This window comes from Streptomyces sp. NPDC017520 (assembly GCF_044329855.1).
GTDB lineage: Bacteria > Actinomycetota > Actinomycetes > Streptomycetales > Streptomycetaceae > Streptomyces.
The window spans coordinates 20,621-37,955 of sequence record NZ_JBIRKB010000029.1 but is presented as its reverse complement, the minus strand read 5'-3'; the positions used below and the strand labels follow the sequence as shown (position 1 = coordinate 37,955).

Here is a 17,335-nt window from a genome sequence, read left to right as displayed (position 1 = left end):
CATCACCTGCGCGGCCGTCGTCGGTTGGGAGCGCTCCCACAGAAGGGCCGCACGCATGAGAAGACTCCTGCGCACCCTCGCCGTATCGGCGTTCGCCTGTCTGCTGCTTCCCCTCGGCGCCGGGCAGCAGGCCACGGCGGCCACCACGTCGGCCGACCCGATCGGCATGACCGACGGCTTCTACACCGACCCGCACTCGACGCCCGCCGCCTGGGTCGCGGCGAACCCCGGAGACGGGCGGGCCGCCGCCATCCGCGACAACATCTCCTCGCGCCCCATGGCCCGCTGGTTCGGCTCCTGGAGCGGGGACATCGGGGCTGCGGTCGGCTCCTACGTGGGCGCCGCCGACGCCGCCGACAAGCTGCCCGTCCTGATCGCGTACAACATCCCCGGCCGCGACGCCTGCGGCGGGCACTCCGGCGGCGGCGCGGGCACCCCGAGCGCGTACCACACCTGGATCTCCGCGTTCGCCTCGGCCATCGGCGCGCGGCCCGCCCTGGTGGTCATCGAGCCCGACTCCCTGGGCGACTTCAGCTGCCTGAACCAGGCTCAGATCGACGAGCGCAACGGGATGCTCAAGGACGCGCTCGCCCAGTTCGCCGCCCACGCCCCCAACACCTGGACCTATCTGGACGCCGGAAACCCGGCCTGGATCGGCGCGGCCACCATGGCGCGGCACCTCGACGGCGCGGGAGCCCGGCAGGCGCACGGCTTCTCGCTGAACGTCTCGAACTACTACGGCACCGGCGAGAACTCCGCGTACGGCAACGCCGTCAACGGGTCCCTGTCGGCGTCCTACGGCTACACGAAGCCGTACGTCATCGACACCAGCCGCAACGGAAACGGCTCCAACGGCGCGTGGTGCAACCCGGGCGGGCGCAGGACGGGGGCGGTCAGCCAGACGGGCGGCGGAGCCGAGATGCTGCTGTGGCTGAAGACCCCCGGCGAGTCCGACGGCGACTGCGGAGTCGGCGCCGGCTCCGTGGCCGGGCAGTTCCTGCCGGAGGTCGCGTACAAGATGATCTACGGGTACTGAGGACCGGGGCCGGGACCGATCCGCCCGCCCCGGCCCCGCGTCAGTTCTCTCAGGCGGAGGGAACGGCGTCGGCCGGGGCGGTGTGCCAGTTGGTGACGACCGGCCTGTCGACCGTGATGGTGCCGACCTTCAGGGAGACCGGGTCGGGGTCCTCGTTGCCGACGCCGACGATGATGGAGTCCAACTCCTTGCCGCCGTCCGTGTTGGTGGTCTTCGGGTTCACCCCGGCGTAGGCGGTGGTGGCGCCGCTCAGCGTGACCGCGTCACCGACCGCCTGCTCGGCAGGGCCCGCCTCGGTGCCGCCGGAGCCGAACGCCACGGTCGGGAGCGCGGCCGGCAGGATGCAGGTGATCCCCTGCTTGGCCTTGGCCATGACCAGGATGTAGCCGCCGGCCTGGCTCTCGGACCGGGTGCTCCAGGAGATGTCGTTGGCGCCGCAGGTCTGCTGGACCGGCACCTTCGTACCGTCGCCGGCGTCGGCGCCGGACCCCTCCGCGCTGCCCCCGTCCTTCGCGTCGGAGTCCTTGGCGGCGCCTTGCTCCATGCCCTTGTCGGCGCCCTTCGAGGCGTCGGTCCCGGCCGCGTCGGCCCCGGACACGTCCGCGGCGGGCACGTTGGTGGCGGAGGGACCCGCCGCGGCGCCGTCCTCCGTGTCCTGGCACGCCGTCATCAACAGGGCGCCGCCCACGAGGGCAGCGGAGACGAGGAATGCCTTGCGACGGTTGCCGAACATGAGATCCCCTTGGGGGTCGTGAGCCTGAGTGTGGCCGTGGCACCGAAGCGAGTCCGACCGCCCGGGTGTTCCTTGATCACTATGCGGGGTCGAGGGCCGAAGGGGGCCCTGTGTGCCGTTCCAGGACAGCGCTGTCACAGACCCCAGACATGGTCATGGAGCGACCGCTCGGCCCGCACAGAACCCTCACCCACCGGACGGAACGAGTCCGGTCGTCCGGACGCCGGCCACCGCCGTCGCCGGGGCGGCCCTCGCGAGGACAGCCATCACGCGGGCGGCCAGGCCCGCAGGGCGGCCTCGGTCATCGCCCGCAGTTCGTCGCGGCAGACTCCGCTCGCGGCCTGCACGGCGATACCGAAGGCCAGGGTGGTCACATAGCGGGCCAGGAGCGCCGGGTCCGCCTCCGGAGGCAGGTCGTTTTCGTCGACGGCTCGCCGGAACCGTTCCTCGACGCGGCCGCAACTGTCGTTGCGCCAGGCGGCGAGGAGGTCCCGGGCCTCCTGCCCGGAGCCGCTCGCGGCCAGCGCGCCCTGGACGCCCAGGCACCCCTGCGGACCGGTTGGGCGGGTAGTGGTCCGCAGGGTGCCCTTGAGGATCCCGGTGGCGACGCCGAGGGCGGTCGGCTCCTCCAGGGCCTGGACCAAGTAGTCGCTGGGGCCGGCCGCATAGCGCTCCAGGGCCTTGCGGAACAGCGCCTGCTTGTTGCCGAAGGCGGCGTACATGCTGGTCGTGGAGATGCCCATCGCGTCCGTCAGGGCGGCCAGGCTGGCGCCCTCGTAGCCATGCTCCCAGAACACCAGCATCGCGCGCTCAAGAGCCTCGTCGGCATCGAAGCCTCTCGGCCGGCCGCTCGGGCCCTTCTTCTTCGTCTCCACCCCGCCATCCTAAGCCTTCTGTATCGATCGATGCGGAAGTGCTACCGTACGACTTCCGCATCGACCACTACAGAACTCGTTCGTCGCACTGTTCGTCGCATCGCCCATCACATCCGGCGGCCCGTTCGGGACCGCCCGCCCCCGGAGGAAGCCCCATGACCGTCACCCTGATCACCGGAGCCAACAAGGGCATCGGATTCGAGACGGCGAAGCAGCTTCTCGCACTGGGCCACACCGTCTACATCGGCGCGCGTGACGTCGAACGCGGCGAGAAGGCCGCGGCGACGCTCGGCGCACGGTTCGTCCAGCTCGACGTGACCGACGACGCCTCGGTGAACAGCGCGCTGGCGACGATCGGTTCGACCGAGGGGCGGCTCGACGTCCTCGTGCACAACGCGGGCGTCCTGGGGCACGGAGACATCGACGGCCCCAAGGCCCTGCGGGTCTTCGACACCAACGCGGTCGGGATCGTCCGCGTCACGGAGGCGTCACTCCCCCTGCTGCGCGAGTCCTCGAACCCCACCGTGGTCACCGTCTCCAGCAGCGCGGGGTCGTTCTGGGCGGTGAACAACCCCGACCGGCCCGAGTCCGGCATGCCGCTGGTGCTCTACTCCGCCTCCAAGGCGGCGGCCACCATGCTGACGATCCAGTACGCCAAGTCCCAACCGGGCATCAAGTTCAACGCGGTCGAGCCCGGCCCCACCGCCACGGACATGACCGCGGAGTTCGGCATCGGACGCTCCACCGAGGAGAGCGCCGGCGTCGTGGTGCGCTTCGCGACGCTCGACGTGGACGGCCCGACGGGAACCCTCCAGGACGAGACTGGGGAACTGCCCTGGTAGGCGGGTGAGAACACCCTCCCCGGAGCGAGCACCCGCTCCTACTTCCAGCCATGCGCAGATGATCGTTCCGGTGGGCGACAGCGCGACGGATACCGCAAATCCTTCACAGGCAGGGCACGTACGCGGCAAGACCTGCGCCCTCCGACACCTCAAGCACCGGCGCGAAGCGGCACGGGAGGCCGGCGGACACTCTCTGTCCCCCCTGTGTCCGTGAAGACCTGTCCATATGAGAGCCAACCTCTTTTTCCCTGCTTATGCGGACGGTCACCTCCGTGTAGACATGGTCACGGCGGCCCCGGACAACGACCAGGGGGGCCGCCTCCGCCATGTTCTGGGGGTACATCCGCCATGTTCAGACCCACTCGCCGTCAGACCCTCGGGGCCGTCATCGGCGTCGCCGCGAGCGGAGCGCTCGTCGGTATGGCCGCAGCGTCCACGGACACCGTGGCGGCCGAGGCCAGAAGCAGCGGCACCGCACCCGGCGGGACCGGAGCACCCGGTTCCTTCGACGAGGTCTTCAAGGGCCGCCGCATCCAGGGCACGCCCGCCGAGGCCCACGCGAGCGCGCACGCCGGGCACGCCGGGCACGGCGCCGGCTACCGCGTGTTGATCGACGGCCGCGAACTACCCGTCATGCAGCACGGGAAGAGCGGCTGGAGCAGCACGATCAACCACTACGAGAGGTTCGCGACCCCGCTGGAGGCCGCTCGCACCGCGGTCGTCTCGCTCAAGGGCGCCGTCATCGTTCCGTTCGACCCCACCGCCTGACCCGGGAGCAGCAGCCATGACCGTACGGAAGAACCAGGCGAACCTCACGGCCCCCGAGAAGAAGGCCTTCGTCGACGCGGTACTGGAGGTCAAACGCCTCGGCGTGTACGACGAATTCGTGCTCGCCCACCGCACGCGGTTCTCGATAGACATGAACTCCGGCGTGTACGTCGGCCACTTCGGGCCGTCGTTCCTGCCCTGGCACCGCAAGTTCCTCATCGATTTCGAGAACGAACTCCAGAAGATCGACGCCTCGGTCTCGATTCCCTACTGGGACTGGGCCGCCGACAACACCGTCGGTTCCTCGCTCTGGGCCCCGGACTTCCTCGGCGGCACCGGCCGCCCCCTGGACGACCAGGTTATGGACGGGCCGTTCGCGCATTCCGGCGGGAACTGGACGATCAACGTCTCGGTCGACAGCCGCGCCTTCCTCGCGCGCCGGCTCGCCTATCGCGTTCCCACGCTCCCGCCCCGGTCCGAGGTCGACGCGGCCCTCGCCATGCCCACCTACGATTCTCCGCCCTTCCGCGACGGCTCGGCGGGATTCCGCTCCACCCTGGAGGGCACCGCGGGATACATGAGCATGCACAACCGGGTGCACACCTGGGTCTGGGGCCATATGGAGACGAGTGTCTCCCCGAACGATCCGGTGTTCTGGCTGCACCACGCGTTCGTCGACAAGCTCTGGGCCGACTGGCACGCGCTCCATCCGACGAGCGCCGAGTACCTCCCCGCCGGCGGGACGGCCGACGTGATCGACCTGAACGACACCATGCCGCCCTGGCCGAACACGACCCCGCAGAACATGCTGGACCACACGCAGTTCTACACGTACGCCTGAGTACCCGTCAGGGCGCGTCCCTGACCCCGTCCGTGACCCGGTCGAGCCGGTAGAAGTCGGCGACGCAGCCGCCGGGCCAGTACGAACGCCCGCCCTGGCTGAACGGCTCCAGCATGTTGCTGATCACCAGGCGCTCGTACGGCAGGACCCGCCTCCCGGCCTCCGCCCCCTCGCGGAGCCGGCGGTCCTGGGCGTCCCATTTCTCGGCCCGGGCCCGCATCGCGGTTTCCAGGTTGGTGAGCGACACGGCCGGGCCGACGCAGACCAGGACGCAGAGCGCGGCGCACACCGCCTTCGCCGGGGCGGTGCGGCGGGTGTGTCCGCGGAGGGTCAGGCCCAGCAGGGCGCCCGCGCCGACGAGCAGGATCACGTACAGCAGGAGGTAGTCGTTCCACAGCCGGTTGGCGCCCGGGTCGCTCACCCGGTCGCCGAACACCGGGTAGGCGATGACCGTGCAGAGGTAGCCGGAGACGAGGAGCGCGAGCACCCCGGCGGCGGTGAGCAGGGGCCAGTGCGCGGGCGGGCGGGGCGGTGTCCCGTCCGCCCTTCGGCACAGCAGCCCCAGCAGGACGCCCGCCGCGACCGCGCCGGCGTACTGCCAGGTCGTGGCCACGGTGACGGCGATCTCGGCGAACGCGCGCAGTGACGCGGTGAGGGAGTCGGGGGCGAGCAGGGAGGTGGTCTCCGCGCCGAACCGGTCCCTGCGGCGCGTGGAGCCGGGTGAGGTGATGAGGACGACGGCCCCGGCCGCCGTCCCGGCGATTCCCGCCGCGCACCACCTCCGGACGAACCCCCGGTCGGGGGCGGGGGCGACCCGGCCGGACAGGAGGAGCGCCGTCAGGAGCACCACCACGACGACGATCGCCGTCTCCTCGGACAGCGTGGCGAGGAAGGCGCCCATGAGCGCCGCGACGGCGAGCGCGAGTACCCGCCCCCGGCGGGAGCGGGCAAGCAGGAACGGGATCAGCGCGGCGCAGGCCAGGACGGGCGGCAGGGTGTGCGAGACGGACGCCGCGGGCCAGAAATACGTCTTGTACGTGTTCGGCGTGACGAACAGGAAGAGCGCGGTGCTCAGGGCCGCGAGCAGGAGCAGCAGGCCGCGCGGGGTGCGCAGCCGGGCCCGGCGCAGGGCCAGGACGGCCACCACCCAGAGGACCGCGAGCACCAGGGCCCCGCTGACCAGGGGGTACCACTGGTGTCCCGCGACCTGGAACTTCGCGTACGCGCCCACCAGGAGGGCGTTGGCGACCCGCCCGTTGTCGTCGAAGTAGAACTTGCCCACGAGGCCGGTGACGCCGTCGTCCCGTACGGCGGGGAGGAAGCACCAGTCGTCCGCGCCGGGCCTCGCCCACCGTCCGAACCAGGACGCGGCGGCGAGCAGGGCGAGGGGCGGGAGCGCGAGGGCGCTCACCCAGAGGGCGGTCCAGGGGCGGTCCGAGGGGCGCCCTGCAGCCGGGTCCGACGTCTCCTCGCCCCTCCGCGGCTTCTCCGGGGCGGCGGTCACGGGAACGTCGTCGGACATCGCGGGCGTCACCTCTCCTGGGACGAGCGGGTGGGCAGCGGTTCGGGCGTCGGGCCGCCGGGCAGCGGTTCGGCCCGCGGCACGGCGTCGGCGGCCTTGGTCCGGCCCGAGGTGATCGCCCACCGGGCCAGCAGGAACGAGACCGGGGTGACGAGGACGCCCGCCGCCAGCGCGGCGAGGTTCTTGTCCATCCCGAGGCCGCTGACCGCCCCGTAGAGCAGCGCTCCGGACGCCACCAGGTTGACCAGGCTGGAGAGGGGATAGCGGACGAACGCGTGCCAGGTCGGCCTCGTCCGGCAGGTGACGTAGGAGTTGAGCAGGAAAGAGCACACGATGCTGATCGCGAAGCCGATCACATGGGCGGTCAGGTAGGGGATCCAGCGGTTCAGCGAGGCGTAGATCCCGAGGTAGACGGCGGTGTTCACGCAGCCGATGAGGAGGAAGCTGCCGAACTGGCGGACGGTACGGGACCGGGCGGGGTTGCCGGCCGCGGGGGGCGGGGCGGGGGCTTCGGCCGTGGCGGCGGGGGCTCCGATCGCGGGGGCCGGGGCTCCAGTCGCGGGCGCCGGGGCTCCGGCCGTGGGGGCGGGGGCTCCGGTCGTGGGGGTCAGGGCTCCGGTCGCGGGGGCCGGGGGGAGGGTGGCGGTCGTCGGGCCCGGGGGCGTGGTGGCGGCGCGTTCGCCCGGGCCTCCGGTGAGCTGGGGGCGCGGCGGCGGGCTGTCCGGCAGTGCCTGCCGGGTCGCGTCGGTCTCCCGCACGACATAGGGCGGTCGGTGCTTCGCCTCGTGGTAGATGCGGCCCACGTACTCGCCGATCACCCCGAGCGTCACCAGCTGGATGCCGCTGAGTGCGACGACGGCGGTCAGGAGGGTGGCGTAACCGGGGGTGTCCGCCCCGTGCAGGACGACACCCACGACGGTCCACAGGGCGTAGACCAGGGCCGAGACGAAGACCCAGAAGCCGGTGTAGATCGCGAGGCGGAGCGGACGGTTGTTGAAGGAGAGCAGTCCGTCGATGCCGTAGTTCAGCAGCCGTCTGCTGCCCCATTTCGACCGGCCCGCCACCCGCTCGCTGTTGCGGTAGCGGAAGGTGACCGTGTCGAAGCCGATCCAGGAGAAGATCCCCTTCGAGAAGCGGTTGCTCTCGGGAAGGGACAGCACGCTCTCCACGGCCCGCCTCGACAGCAGCCGGAAGTCCCCGGACCCGTCGATGAGCTCCACGTCCATGCAGCGGCGGACGAGCGCGTAGTAGGTGTGGCTGAGGGTGCTGCGGAGCATGCCCTCGCCCGCGCGGTCGCGGCGCGGGATGACCTGGTCGTAGCCGTGCCGGTGCAGTTCCAGCAGGCGGGGGATCAGCTCGGGTGGGTGCTGGAGGTCGGCGTCCATGATCACCACAGCCTCCCCGCGCGACATACGGAGGCCGGCGAGCATGGCGGCCTCCTTGCCGAAGTTGCGGCTGAAGGCGGTGTAGTGGACCCGTGGGTCGCGCGCGGCGAGAGCGCTCAGCAGGAGGCGGGTGCGGTCCCGGCTGCCGTCGTCCACGTAACAGATCTCGAAGCTGTCCCCGAGGGGGTCCAGGACGCCGACCAGGGCGGCGTGGAAGGCCTCGATCACCTCGGCCTCGTCGAAACACGGCACGACGACCGACAACTGAAGGCCAGTCACATGCCACCTCCGGACTTCGGGCCCCTCGTGGGTGCCGGGCCTCACCGGCGCGGCACCGTCGACCTCCGGCACCGGGCCCCGGAACGCGCCACATCCGCCCATCTGACGACGGGCGGCGGCCTCCGTCTCTCCGTACACGCGCGAGGGTGTCTCTTTCCCGCGCCCTTTCATGCGAACAGCCGACGCGGGTCGGCAGTACGCCGGGTCGCGGGGGCGAAAAGGCGCACATAACCTCGCAAAGGTGACATCTCCTCGATCGCCATGGGTTCGGAGCACGCCACCCGGCAGGGTCCGGTGCCCGGGCCGGTCCCGGCTTCCCGGCCGGTCCGCCGGATCTCTCGCCGGATCTCTCGCCGGGTCTCTCACCGGGTCTCTCACCGGGTCTCTCGCCCGGCCTCTCACCGGCCTGATCGCCGTGCTGTGCGCCGTGTGCTGGCTGGTGCTCCCCGCCGCCGCGACCGCCCGCGCCGACGATCCTGTCGAGCTGTCCCGGGACGGGCAGATCACCGACCGGGTGGGGGCGCTGGGCGACCGGACGGGGCAGGTGGAGGACGCACTCGACCGGTTGTACGCCGAAGAGCGCGTCCAGCTCTTCGTGGTGTACGTACGTGATTTCTCCGGCCGGTCCGGACAGACGTGGAGCGACGAGACCGCCGACCGCAACGGCCTGGGCCAGGACGACGTGCTGCTCTCCGTCGCCACCCACGACCGGCAGTACGCCTACTCCGTCGACGCCGGCTCCCCGCTCACCGACGAGCAGCTGCGCACGGTGGCGGGCACCGCGATCGAACCCGCGCTGCGGGAGAACGACTGGGCGGGGGCCGCGATCGGCGCGGCCGACGGCTACGGCTCCGTACTGGCCGGACCCCCGGTGACCGCCCCTGCCATCACCCCGGGGCCCGCCGACCCCGGGACGGACGGCTCCGACTCCACCGGCGCCCGCGACTTCGTCCTGCCGGTGGCCGTCGTGGTGGGCGTGGGCGCGGTCGGCGCCTACGCGTACGCCCGGCGCAGACGGCGCACGACGACCCGTACCACCCCGGCGGCCACCGGCTGGGGCCGGGGCGCGGGGGCGGGGGGTGCGCCGGAGCCGCCGACGCCGCTGCCGGAGCTGGACGGACAGGCCAAGGAGGTGCTGGTGGACACCGACGACGCGGTGCGCACCAGCGAGGAGGAACTCGGCTTCGCCACCGCCCAGTTCGGCGAGGATGCGGCGAAGCCCTTCACCGAGGCGGTCGCGCGGGCGAAGGACGAGCTGACGCGATCGTTCCGGTTGCGCCAGCAGCTCGACGACGCCTTCCCCGAGGACGACGCGACCCGCCGCCGGATGCTGGAGGAGATCCTGCGGCGGTGCGCGACCGCGAACGAGGTCCTGGACACCGTCGCCGAGGACTTCGACCGGCTGCGCGCCCTGGAACGTACCGCTCCGGAGGCCCTGGCCACCGTGGACGCCACGCACCGCGACCTCGCCGGGAGGGTCGCGGCGGCCGAGTCGGGCGCCGCCGGGCTGCGCGAGCGGTACGGGGAGGGCGCCGCCGCCCCCGTGGCGGCCGACGTCGAGCAGGCGAAGGACCGGCTCGTCTTCGCGGCCTCGGCCGTGAAGCAGGCCCGTACGGCGGTCGAGGGCGGCGAGAACTCCCGGGCCGCGGTGTACATCCGGGGAGCCGAGGGCGCGGTGGGCCAGGCGGGCACGCTGCTGGACTCGGTGGACCGGCGGGCGGCGGAGCTGGGCGAGGCCGCGCGGAAGCTGCCCGGCGCGCTGACCGAGACGGAGACCGACCTCGCGGACGCGGGCGGGCTGCTCGAAGGCACCGCCGAGGGCGCGTCGACCGCCGATCTGCGCGGCCGGATCGCCCGCGCCGAGGCCGTGCTCGGCGATGTGCGGGCCGCGACGGCCGCGGGACCGTACGACCCGATCGATGCGCTGCGCCGGGTGGAGGAGGCGGACGCGGCCCTGGACGAGGCGCTGGCGGGGGCCCGGGACCAGGAGCGGGGCGAGGCGAAGGCCCGCTCCCTCCTCGATCAGGCGATGCTCACCGCCCGGTCCGCGATCGGGGCGGCGGCCGACTACATCACGACCCACCGGGGTGCGGTCGGCAGCCAGGCCCGTACCCGGCTCGCGGAGGCGCAGCGGCGGTGGGAGCGGGCCCGGGAGCTGTCGGCCGCGGACGCGCAGGGGGCGCTGGCCGAGGCGCGGCAGGCGGACGCGCTGGCCGGGCAGGCGATGAGCCTGGCCGAGCAGGACGTCCGCGGCTTCGGCTCCCTGCGGGGTCCCGGCCCCATGGGGGGCGGGGGCGGCGGCACGGGCGGGGCGGTGCTCGGCGGCATCCTCCTCGGCGGGCTGTTCGGGGGCGGGGGCCTGGGCGGCGGCTTCGGCGGAGGGTTCGGCGGCGGCCGGTCCGGCGGTTTCGGGGGCGGGCCGGGCAGCTTCGGAGGGGTCGGAACGCGGGGCCGCCGGGGCGGTGGCGGCCGCTTCTGAACGACCGGCCGACCGACCGGCACAGCCAGGCAAGCAAGCAAGCAAGCAGCCAAGCAAGCAGGCAGGCAGACAGGCAGGCAGACAGGCAGGCAGGCAGGCAGGCAGGACCACAGCACATGACCCGTCTCGATCTCCAAGGAGCCATCCCATGTCCAAGCAGACCATCCTCGGCCGCGTCACCCAGCTCGCGAAGGCCAACATCAACGCCCTCATCGATCAGGCCGAGGACCCGCAGAAGATGCTGGACCAGCTGATCCGGGACTACACGAACAACATCGCGGAGGCCGAGCAGGCGGTCGCGACCACCATCGGCAACCTCCGGCTGATGGAACAGGACCACAAGGAGGACGTCGAGGCGGCGGCCGAGTGGGGCGGCAAGGCGCTGGCCGCCAGCCGGAAGGCCGACGAGCTGCGCGGGGCGGGGTCGGTCGCGGAGGCCGACAAGTTCGACAACCTGGCGAAGGTCGCGCTGGGCCGCCAGCTCCAGTCCGAGCAGGAGGCGAGGACGGCCGGGCCCACGATCGCCTCGCAGAGCGAGGTGGTGGACAAGCTGAAGTCGGGGCTCGACCAGATGAAGGCCAAGCTCTCCCAGCTGAAGGCCAAGCGCGACGAGTTGGTGGCGCGTTCGAAGTCCGCGCAGGCGCAGAACCAGATGATGGACGCCGTCAAGAACATCGACGTCCTGGACCCGACGAGCGAGCTGAGCCGCTTCGAGGACAAGGTGCGGCGCGAGGAGGCGAAGGCGCTGGGCAAGCAGGAGCTGGCGGCCTCCTCGCTGGACGCCCAGTTCGAGGAGTTGGACAGCCTGGGCGACAGCGCGGAGGTCGAGGCCCGGCTCGCGGCCCTGAAGACGGGCGCCTGACGCGGGGCGCACCGGGTGGGTCCAGGCGGCCCTCCCGAGCCGGGTGGGGGTCAGTACATGCTCAGGAGCTGCTCCACGGAGAGTTCGGCGGCCGGGGCCCCGTCCGGCAGGGCCAGCTCGAACCAGACGGTCTTGCCGCGCGGGGTGCGGCGCGAGCCCCAGGCCGCGCTGAGCAGACCGACGAGTTGGAGGCCGCGTCCGCCTTCGTCGGTGTCCCGGGCGCGGCGGCGGCGCGGCTGGACGAGGCCGGCGTCCCATACCTCGCAGACCAGGGTGCGGTCGCGCAGCAGCCGGAGCCGGATCTCGCCCTCGCCGTAGCGCAGGGCGTTGGTGACCAGTTCGCTGACGAGGAGTTCGGTGGTGTCGACCAGGTCGTCCAGGTCCCAGGCGACCAGCTGGGAGCGGGCCAGCTCACGGGCGCGCCCCACGGAGCGGGGTTCGCGCGGCAGGGTCCAGTCCCCGACCGCCTCCGCGGGGAGCCCCTGGATGCGGGCCATGAGCAGGGCGATGTCGTCCTCGCCGTGCCGGGTGTCGAGGGTGCTGAGGACGTGGTCGCAGGCGGCCTCCAGCTCCATCTGCGGACCGGTGAGGACGGCCCGCAGCGCGTCCAGGCCCTCGTCCAGCGGCTGGTCCCGGGACTCCACGAGCCCGTCGGTGTAGAGGGTGAGCAGGGCGTTCTCGGCCAGCTCGACCTCGACCTCCTCGAACGGCTCGCCGCCGACGCCCAGCGGCATGCCCGGCGGTACGTCGATGAGCCTGGCGGGCCGGCCGGGCTCGACGACGGCCGGGGGGAGGTGCCCGGCGTTGGCGAACGTACAGCGCCGGGTGACCGGGTCGTAGACCGCGTACACGCAGGTCGCGAGATACACCTCGGAGAGGTCCGCCTCGCGGGACTTCTGCGCGGCGCGGGAGGGCCACTGCGCTCCCCCGCTGCCGCCGAGTCCCTCGCTGCGCTCGCCGGCGCCCGGGGAGCCGAGGCCGCGGGCGACCTCGTCGAGGGCGGAGAGCACTTCGGCGGGCTCCAGGTCGAGGAGGGCCAGGGTCCGCACGGCGGTGCGCAGTTCGCCCATGGCGACGGCGGCGCGCAGACCGCGGCCCATGACGTCGCCGACGACGAGGGCGGTGCGGTGGCCGGGCAGCTCGATCACGTCGAACCAGTCGCCGCCGACCTCGGTGGCGGTGTTGCCCGGCAGATAGCGGCAGGCGATGTCGAGGCCGGCGGCCTCCGGGTCGCCGGGGGGCAGGAGGCTGCGCTGGAGGATCAGGGCGCGCTCGTGCTCGCGGCGGTAGAGGCGGGCGTTGTCGATGCAGACGGCGGCGCGGGCGGCCAGTTCGGTGGCGAGCGCCCGGTCGCGCTCCCCGAACGGCTCGCTGCCCTTCGTCCGGGAGAACTGGACGAGGCCGACGACGGTGTCGTGGGCGACCATCGGCACGGCGAGCGTCGACTGCACGAAGCCCATCTCGTCGCCGGGGACGTCCTCGACCCGGCCGGAGCGCAGCGCCATGGCGCACGGGGAGCCGAACGGGAAGCGGTGGACGGAGCCGAGCGCGGGCGGCAGATCGTCCGGGCCCGGGGGCCCGCTGCCGGCCACGGCGGCGGGCAGGGCGTCGGCGACCGCGCTGGCGTGGGCCACCCGGCGCAGCTCCGCCGAGCCTCCGGCGGATTCGCGGTGGGCGGGCGCCCAGCTGCCGGGAGCGGCCTCCTCGCCGGTGAGCAGCCCCTGGTAGAGGTCGACGGCGGCGAGGTCGCAGAAGCCGGGGACGGCCACGTCGAGGAGCTCGCGGGCGGTGGTCTCCAGGTCCAGGGAGTTGCCGATGCGGGCGCTGGCCTCGTTGAGGAGGGCGAGGTTGCGGCGGGCGCTGGCCGCCTCGCGGGCGGCGATGTGCCGGCGGGTGACGTCGGTGGCGAGTCCGGCGACGCCGACGGGACGGCCGGCTCCACTGTGCACCCGGTAGAGGTTCATGGACCAGTGGCGGCGCTCGGTACCGCCGGGGGCGGGGCCGACGAGCTGGAGGTCGGTGACCGACTCCCCGGTCTCCAGGACCCGTTTCAGGGTGGCGGACAGCCGGTCGGCCTCGGCCCGCGGCAGATAGTCCTCCACCGTGCGGCCCCGGTGGTCGTCGGCCGCGCCGCCGAAGACCGTGGCGAAACGCTGGTTGGCCCGGACGACGGCGAAGTCCGTGCCGAACAGCACGAAGCCGAAAGGAGATTGGCCGAATATGGCCTGAGAGGCGGCGAGGTCGGTCTCGATGCGCCGCAGGGCCCGGACGTCCACGACGATACAGAGCGCGGCCCGCTCGCCCCGGTCCGTCAGACTCGGCATCACATAGACCTCGGCGACGCCGTGCGCCCCGCCCTCGCCCGGTATCCGGAAGGGGACGAGACCCGTCCACTCCTTGCCGTCGAGGATCTCGCCGACCCTCCGTTGACCGTCCGAGCGCAGCTCGGCGGGCATGAAGGCCTCCACCGGGTCGCGGCCGATCGCCTCGGTCGAGGACATGCCGAACAGACCGGCGGCCCGGCTGCTCCACTGCTCGATCAGACCGTCGGGGCCGATCGAGAAAGAGGCGACTCTGATGTAGTCGTAGATCGAGCCGGGCGGGCTGCTCTGCCACACGACGTCGCCCGTGGTCCCGACGACATCGCCGACATCACCCGTTGTCCCAGGTATTTCGCTCACGCGACCGTCCCCTCCAGCTCACACACCGGACCGGTCCTGCCCGCAGTATTCAGCACTACGGCCCCGACCGACACGGCGTTCACGATCACAGCAAGGTCTCAGTCCCTTTCAGCCAGGTTCTGCCCGACCTCTGGTGATCGCTGTGCGTCCCTCCACTCTCCTAACCAGGGAGAGCCAGCTCGAACCACACCGTCTTGCCGCTCTTTCCGCGCCGGGTCCCCCAGCGACGCGCGGAACAGGCCACGAGCTGGAGTCCCCGGCCGCCTTCGTCATCGGGTCCCGCACTGCGTTCGGTAGGTGGATCCGGAAGCGGATCGGAGACTTCCACCAGCAGTACCGGGGCCGGGGGAGCGACGCCGGCGGGCGGGGCACCCCCGTCCGCGTGCGACTGCGCCAGGCGTACGCCGATGGGTCCGGAGGCGTACCGGAGGGAGTTGGTCACCAGCTCGCTGACGAGCAGGACCGCCAGGTCACCCACCGCGGCGTCGAGGCCCCAGGAACCCAGCGTGCCCCGGACGGCGTGCCGGGCGCTCCGCACGGAGCCGGGTTCGGCGGGGAAGACCCACTCGGCGCAGTCGCCTTCGGTACCGATCAAGCCGATCACTTCCCAGGGACGACCACGGGCTCACCCCTTGTGCAAATGGGGACTAAACAGCCCATACCCACCATTTGTTGCTCACTACCGCGCAACCTGCCGTTTGGTGCAGACGGGCGCAGAGGCCGGACAGCGCTCACGCGCGCCACGGCCGGGGATCAGCTCAGCGCCCCCGCCGCCCTGAGGTCGTCGAAGAGCAGCTGGTCCACGGGCGGCACGAGGGCCCGGTCGGCGAAGGAGAACCATGCCATCTCCTCGATCTCGCTACTTGCGGCGAGCGTGCCGCGGTAGTCGCCGTAATAGCAGCTCATCCGCACGACGGCGGCGTCGGGGCGGTCGTCCACGGGGGCCTCGTACGTCCCGGCGTGCACGACGGTCTCCCGGATCAGGCCGACCGTCAGCTCCTCCTCGATCTCCCGCAGGAGGGTCTGGAGATCGGTCTCGCCACCCTCACGCTTGCCGCCCGGGATGTAGAAGACGTCCTTGCCCCGGGGGCGCGCGCAGAGGATCCTGCCGCCCTCGATCCGCACCCACGCCACCGTGTCGATCAGCACCGTCACCGCTCCGCCCCGCTCGCCGCACCCTCGGCGGCTTTCGCGCCCCCGGTCCGGGCGGGACCCTACCGCCCGGACCGCCGGCGCACGGAACGCGGGGACAGAGGCGGGGCGGAGGCGGGAACGGAAGCGGCCCGAGGGAGCGCGGGCAGACGGGCAGGCGGGCAGATACAAGGGCGGGCGGGCACGCCGTCAAGCGGGCGGGCGAGCACGCCGCCAAGGGAGCGCGCGGGGGTGCGAAGGCGCCCAGGGAAGGCCGTGGGGCCCCTGGAGGCGCAGAACGACCTCCTGGCGCCCCTCGGGGCCGCCGACCGGCGTCAGGGCCCGGTGCCCTGCCCCACGCGCTCCACCCGGTAGACCTGGTGGCGGTGGCGGTCGTCGAGGCCGTCGGCGACCTTCTGCGCCTCGGCCTGCGTGGCGTACCTGCCCACGCGATAGCGATTACCGCCGTCGTCCTGCCGTATCACCTGCCAAGGGAGCACGGCGCCGCTGTCGCTCATCGTGTCGCTCCCCCGCATATCGCCCCTCTTCCCACCGGCGTGCACGTCTCTAAGGATCCCCAGGAAACCGCAGTACGCATATGCCCGAGCGTACGCCTGACCTTCACTCAGTGCAGGCGGGTTTACACAAAGAGATACACATCCGGCCATCACGAAAGGGGCGCACCCGCAGAATGCGCCCCCTCGTGCCCCAACACCCCCGGCCGGCGCCCCCTCGGCCGTCCCGACGGGGCGTCACCTCACCTCATCTCACCGGCAGGTGGTACGCGACCCGGTACCGGTCCGCCGGCACCACCACGTCGGCCGTCTCCACGGCCCGGCCCGAGGCGTAGTACGTACGCCCGATGACGATGACCACATGGCCGGGCACGCCGCCCAGCGCCAGGAGCTCCTCCGCCAGCCCAGGGCGCGCGCCGACCTCCTCGGCGACGTTGTCCACGACGACGTCGATCGCGGCCATCCGGTCGACCACCCCGCAGCCACCCAACGGGCCCTCCTCCGGCAGCATCACGGGCGTCCGGCCGGTGACGGCGAGCGGCTCCCAGGAGGTGGAGAGCATGACCGGCTCCCCCGCCTCCCGGAAGACGTAGTGCGTACGCATGACACGGTCGCCCGGCTCGATACCCAGCCGCTCGGCGATCTCGGGGCTCGCCCCCTCCTGCTCACTGCGGGACTCCCAGGTCCCGCGCGCCCCCTCCGCCGTCTGCTCCTGCCGGAACGGGCTGGCCCCCTTGCCCGGCCGGTTGCCGGAGCGGGCGATCATGCGGGGCACGGGGCGCTCGCGCACATAGGTGCCGGAGCCGGAGCGCCCCTCGACCAGCCCCTCCGCCATCAGGACCTTGCGCGCCTCCAGGGCGACGGTGTCCGAGACTCCGTACTCCTCCCGGATGCGAGCCTGCGACGGCAGGCGGGTATGAGGCGGCAGCGCGCCGTTGACGATCTTCTCCCTGAGATCGCTCGCCACGCGCAGATAGGCGGGCTGCTCACCGAAAGTCACAGGCCACTCCCAACAGGTTGACAGTCTGCGACAGCCTGACAACCGTTGGTTGAGCACCGCAAGCATGGGCCAGAGATTCACTCATTGTGATGACCTTGTGACGATCCACGCATACACCGGACGCGGACACCAGATCAGACCCGGACGTTTCTCCGACTCCTCTCTGCCCAGCGCCGCACCGGTCGACACAGCCGACACGGCCACGCCGGCATCGCCGACATCACCGCACGGACGCCACCGCTGAAGTCCGGCACCCCCGGACTCTTGAACATTTCTGGTCCAGACCAATACATTCCTGTGCACAGCACGGCTCCCGCACTTCCTTCCGCTTCCTTCTGCCTTCCTTCTGCCTTCCTTCTGCCTTCCTTCTGCCTTCCTTCTGCCTT

Annotated in this window: 15 protein-coding genes; 6 read left to right on the top strand and 9 right to left on the bottom strand. The window is 72.3% G+C overall.

The window, feature by feature from the left end; genetic code table 11:
- Positions 1-55: 55 nt before the first annotated feature.
- A complete protein-coding gene (locus tag ACH4KB_RS36890) occupies positions 56-1,036 on the top strand; it encodes a glycoside hydrolase family 6 protein (RefSeq protein WP_398071307.1) in 981 nt (326 codons plus the stop codon).
- 49 nt (positions 1,037-1,085) lie between these two features.
- Here the strand turns inward: ACH4KB_RS36890 and ACH4KB_RS36885 are convergent, their stop codons facing one another.
- Together ACH4KB_RS36885 and ACH4KB_RS36880 are read right to left on the bottom strand one after the other, a co-directional pair.
- Positions 1,086-1,769, bottom strand: a complete 684-nt coding sequence (locus ACH4KB_RS36885) for a DUF4232 domain-containing protein (protein WP_398071305.1) — start codon at positions 1,767-1,769, stop codon at positions 1,086-1,088.
- 266 nt (positions 1,770-2,035) lie between these two features.
- Positions 2,036-2,644 carry a TetR/AcrR family transcriptional regulator gene (locus tag ACH4KB_RS36880; RefSeq protein WP_398071303.1) on the bottom strand — a complete coding sequence of 203 codons (609 nt, stop codon included), beginning with the start codon at positions 2,642-2,644 and terminating at the stop codon, positions 2,036-2,038.
- Between the two features lie 155 nt (positions 2,645-2,799).
- On the opposite strand from ACH4KB_RS36880, the gene ACH4KB_RS36875 reads away from it, so the two are divergent.
- The 3 genes from ACH4KB_RS36875 (at position 2,800) to ACH4KB_RS36865 (ending at position 5,095) form a co-directional block, all read left to right on the top strand.
- Positions 2,800-3,486 carry an SDR family NAD(P)-dependent oxidoreductase gene (locus ACH4KB_RS36875; RefSeq protein WP_398071301.1) on the top strand — a complete coding sequence of 229 codons (687 nt, stop codon included), beginning with the start codon at positions 2,800-2,802 and terminating at the stop codon, positions 3,484-3,486.
- A gap of 348 nt (positions 3,487-3,834) precedes the next feature.
- Positions 3,835-4,254 carry a tyrosinase cofactor gene (locus tag ACH4KB_RS36870; RefSeq protein WP_398071299.1) on the top strand — a complete coding sequence of 140 codons (420 nt, stop codon included), beginning with the start codon at positions 3,835-3,837 and terminating at the stop codon, positions 4,252-4,254.
- A 16-nt stretch (positions 4,255-4,270) separates the two neighbouring features.
- Positions 4,271-5,095 carry a tyrosinase family protein gene (locus tag ACH4KB_RS36865; protein WP_398071297.1) on the top strand — a complete coding sequence of 275 codons (825 nt, stop codon included), beginning with the start codon at positions 4,271-4,273 and terminating at the stop codon, positions 5,093-5,095.
- Positions 5,096-5,102: 7 nt separating this feature from the next.
- On the opposite strand, the gene ACH4KB_RS36860 is transcribed toward ACH4KB_RS36865, so the two are convergent.
- On the bottom strand, positions 5,103-6,617 hold the full coding sequence (locus ACH4KB_RS36860; protein ID WP_398071295.1) for a DUF6056 family protein: 1,515 nt from the start codon (positions 6,615-6,617) through the stop codon (positions 5,103-5,105).
- A gap of 8 nt (positions 6,618-6,625) precedes the next feature.
- Positions 6,626-8,281 carry a glycosyltransferase gene (locus ACH4KB_RS36855; RefSeq protein WP_398071293.1) on the bottom strand — a complete coding sequence of 552 codons (1,656 nt, stop codon included), beginning with the start codon at positions 8,279-8,281 and terminating at the stop codon, positions 6,626-6,628.
- Positions 8,282-8,696: 415 nt separating this feature from the next.
- Between ACH4KB_RS36855 and ACH4KB_RS36850 the strand changes: the two genes are divergently transcribed.
- Both ACH4KB_RS36850 and ACH4KB_RS36845 read left to right on the top strand, forming a co-directional pair.
- Complete coding sequence (locus ACH4KB_RS36850; RefSeq protein ID WP_398071291.1) at positions 8,697-10,760, top strand: TPM domain-containing protein; 2,064 nt, start codon at positions 8,697-8,699, stop codon at positions 10,758-10,760.
- Between the two features lie 148 nt (positions 10,761-10,908).
- Positions 10,909-11,622 carry a PspA/IM30 family protein gene (locus ACH4KB_RS36845; protein ID WP_398071289.1) on the top strand — a complete coding sequence of 238 codons (714 nt, stop codon included), beginning with the start codon at positions 10,909-10,911 and terminating at the stop codon, positions 11,620-11,622.
- A 50-nt stretch (positions 11,623-11,672) separates the two neighbouring features.
- On the opposite strand, the gene ACH4KB_RS36840 is transcribed toward ACH4KB_RS36845, so the two are convergent.
- The 5 genes from ACH4KB_RS36840 to ACH4KB_RS36820 all read right to left on the bottom strand — a co-directional run bounded on the left by ACH4KB_RS36840 (position 11,673) and on the right by ACH4KB_RS36820 (position 16,949).
- Positions 11,673-14,240 (bottom strand): SpoIIE family protein phosphatase, encoded by a 2,568-nt coding sequence (locus tag ACH4KB_RS36840; RefSeq protein WP_398071348.1) that lies wholly within the window; start codon positions 14,238-14,240, stop codon positions 11,673-11,675.
- Between the two features lie 223 nt (positions 14,241-14,463).
- Positions 14,464-14,907, bottom strand: coding sequence for an ATP-binding protein (locus tag ACH4KB_RS36835; RefSeq protein WP_398071287.1), 444 nt, complete (start codon positions 14,905-14,907; stop codon positions 14,464-14,466).
- A 149-nt stretch (positions 14,908-15,056) separates the two neighbouring features.
- Complete coding sequence (locus tag ACH4KB_RS36830; RefSeq protein ID WP_398071285.1) at positions 15,057-15,458, bottom strand: NUDIX domain-containing protein; 402 nt, start codon at positions 15,456-15,458, stop codon at positions 15,057-15,059.
- A 311-nt stretch (positions 15,459-15,769) separates the two neighbouring features.
- Positions 15,770-15,970 (bottom strand): hypothetical protein, encoded by a 201-nt coding sequence (locus ACH4KB_RS36825; RefSeq protein ID WP_097868256.1) that lies wholly within the window; start codon positions 15,968-15,970, stop codon positions 15,770-15,772.
- Positions 15,971-16,196: 226 nt separating this feature from the next.
- Positions 16,197-16,949: a GntR family transcriptional regulator gene (locus ACH4KB_RS36820; RefSeq protein ID WP_398071283.1), complete on the bottom strand. Its 753-nt coding sequence runs from the start codon at positions 16,947-16,949 to the stop codon at positions 16,197-16,199.
- Positions 16,950-17,335: the final 386 nt, after the last annotated feature.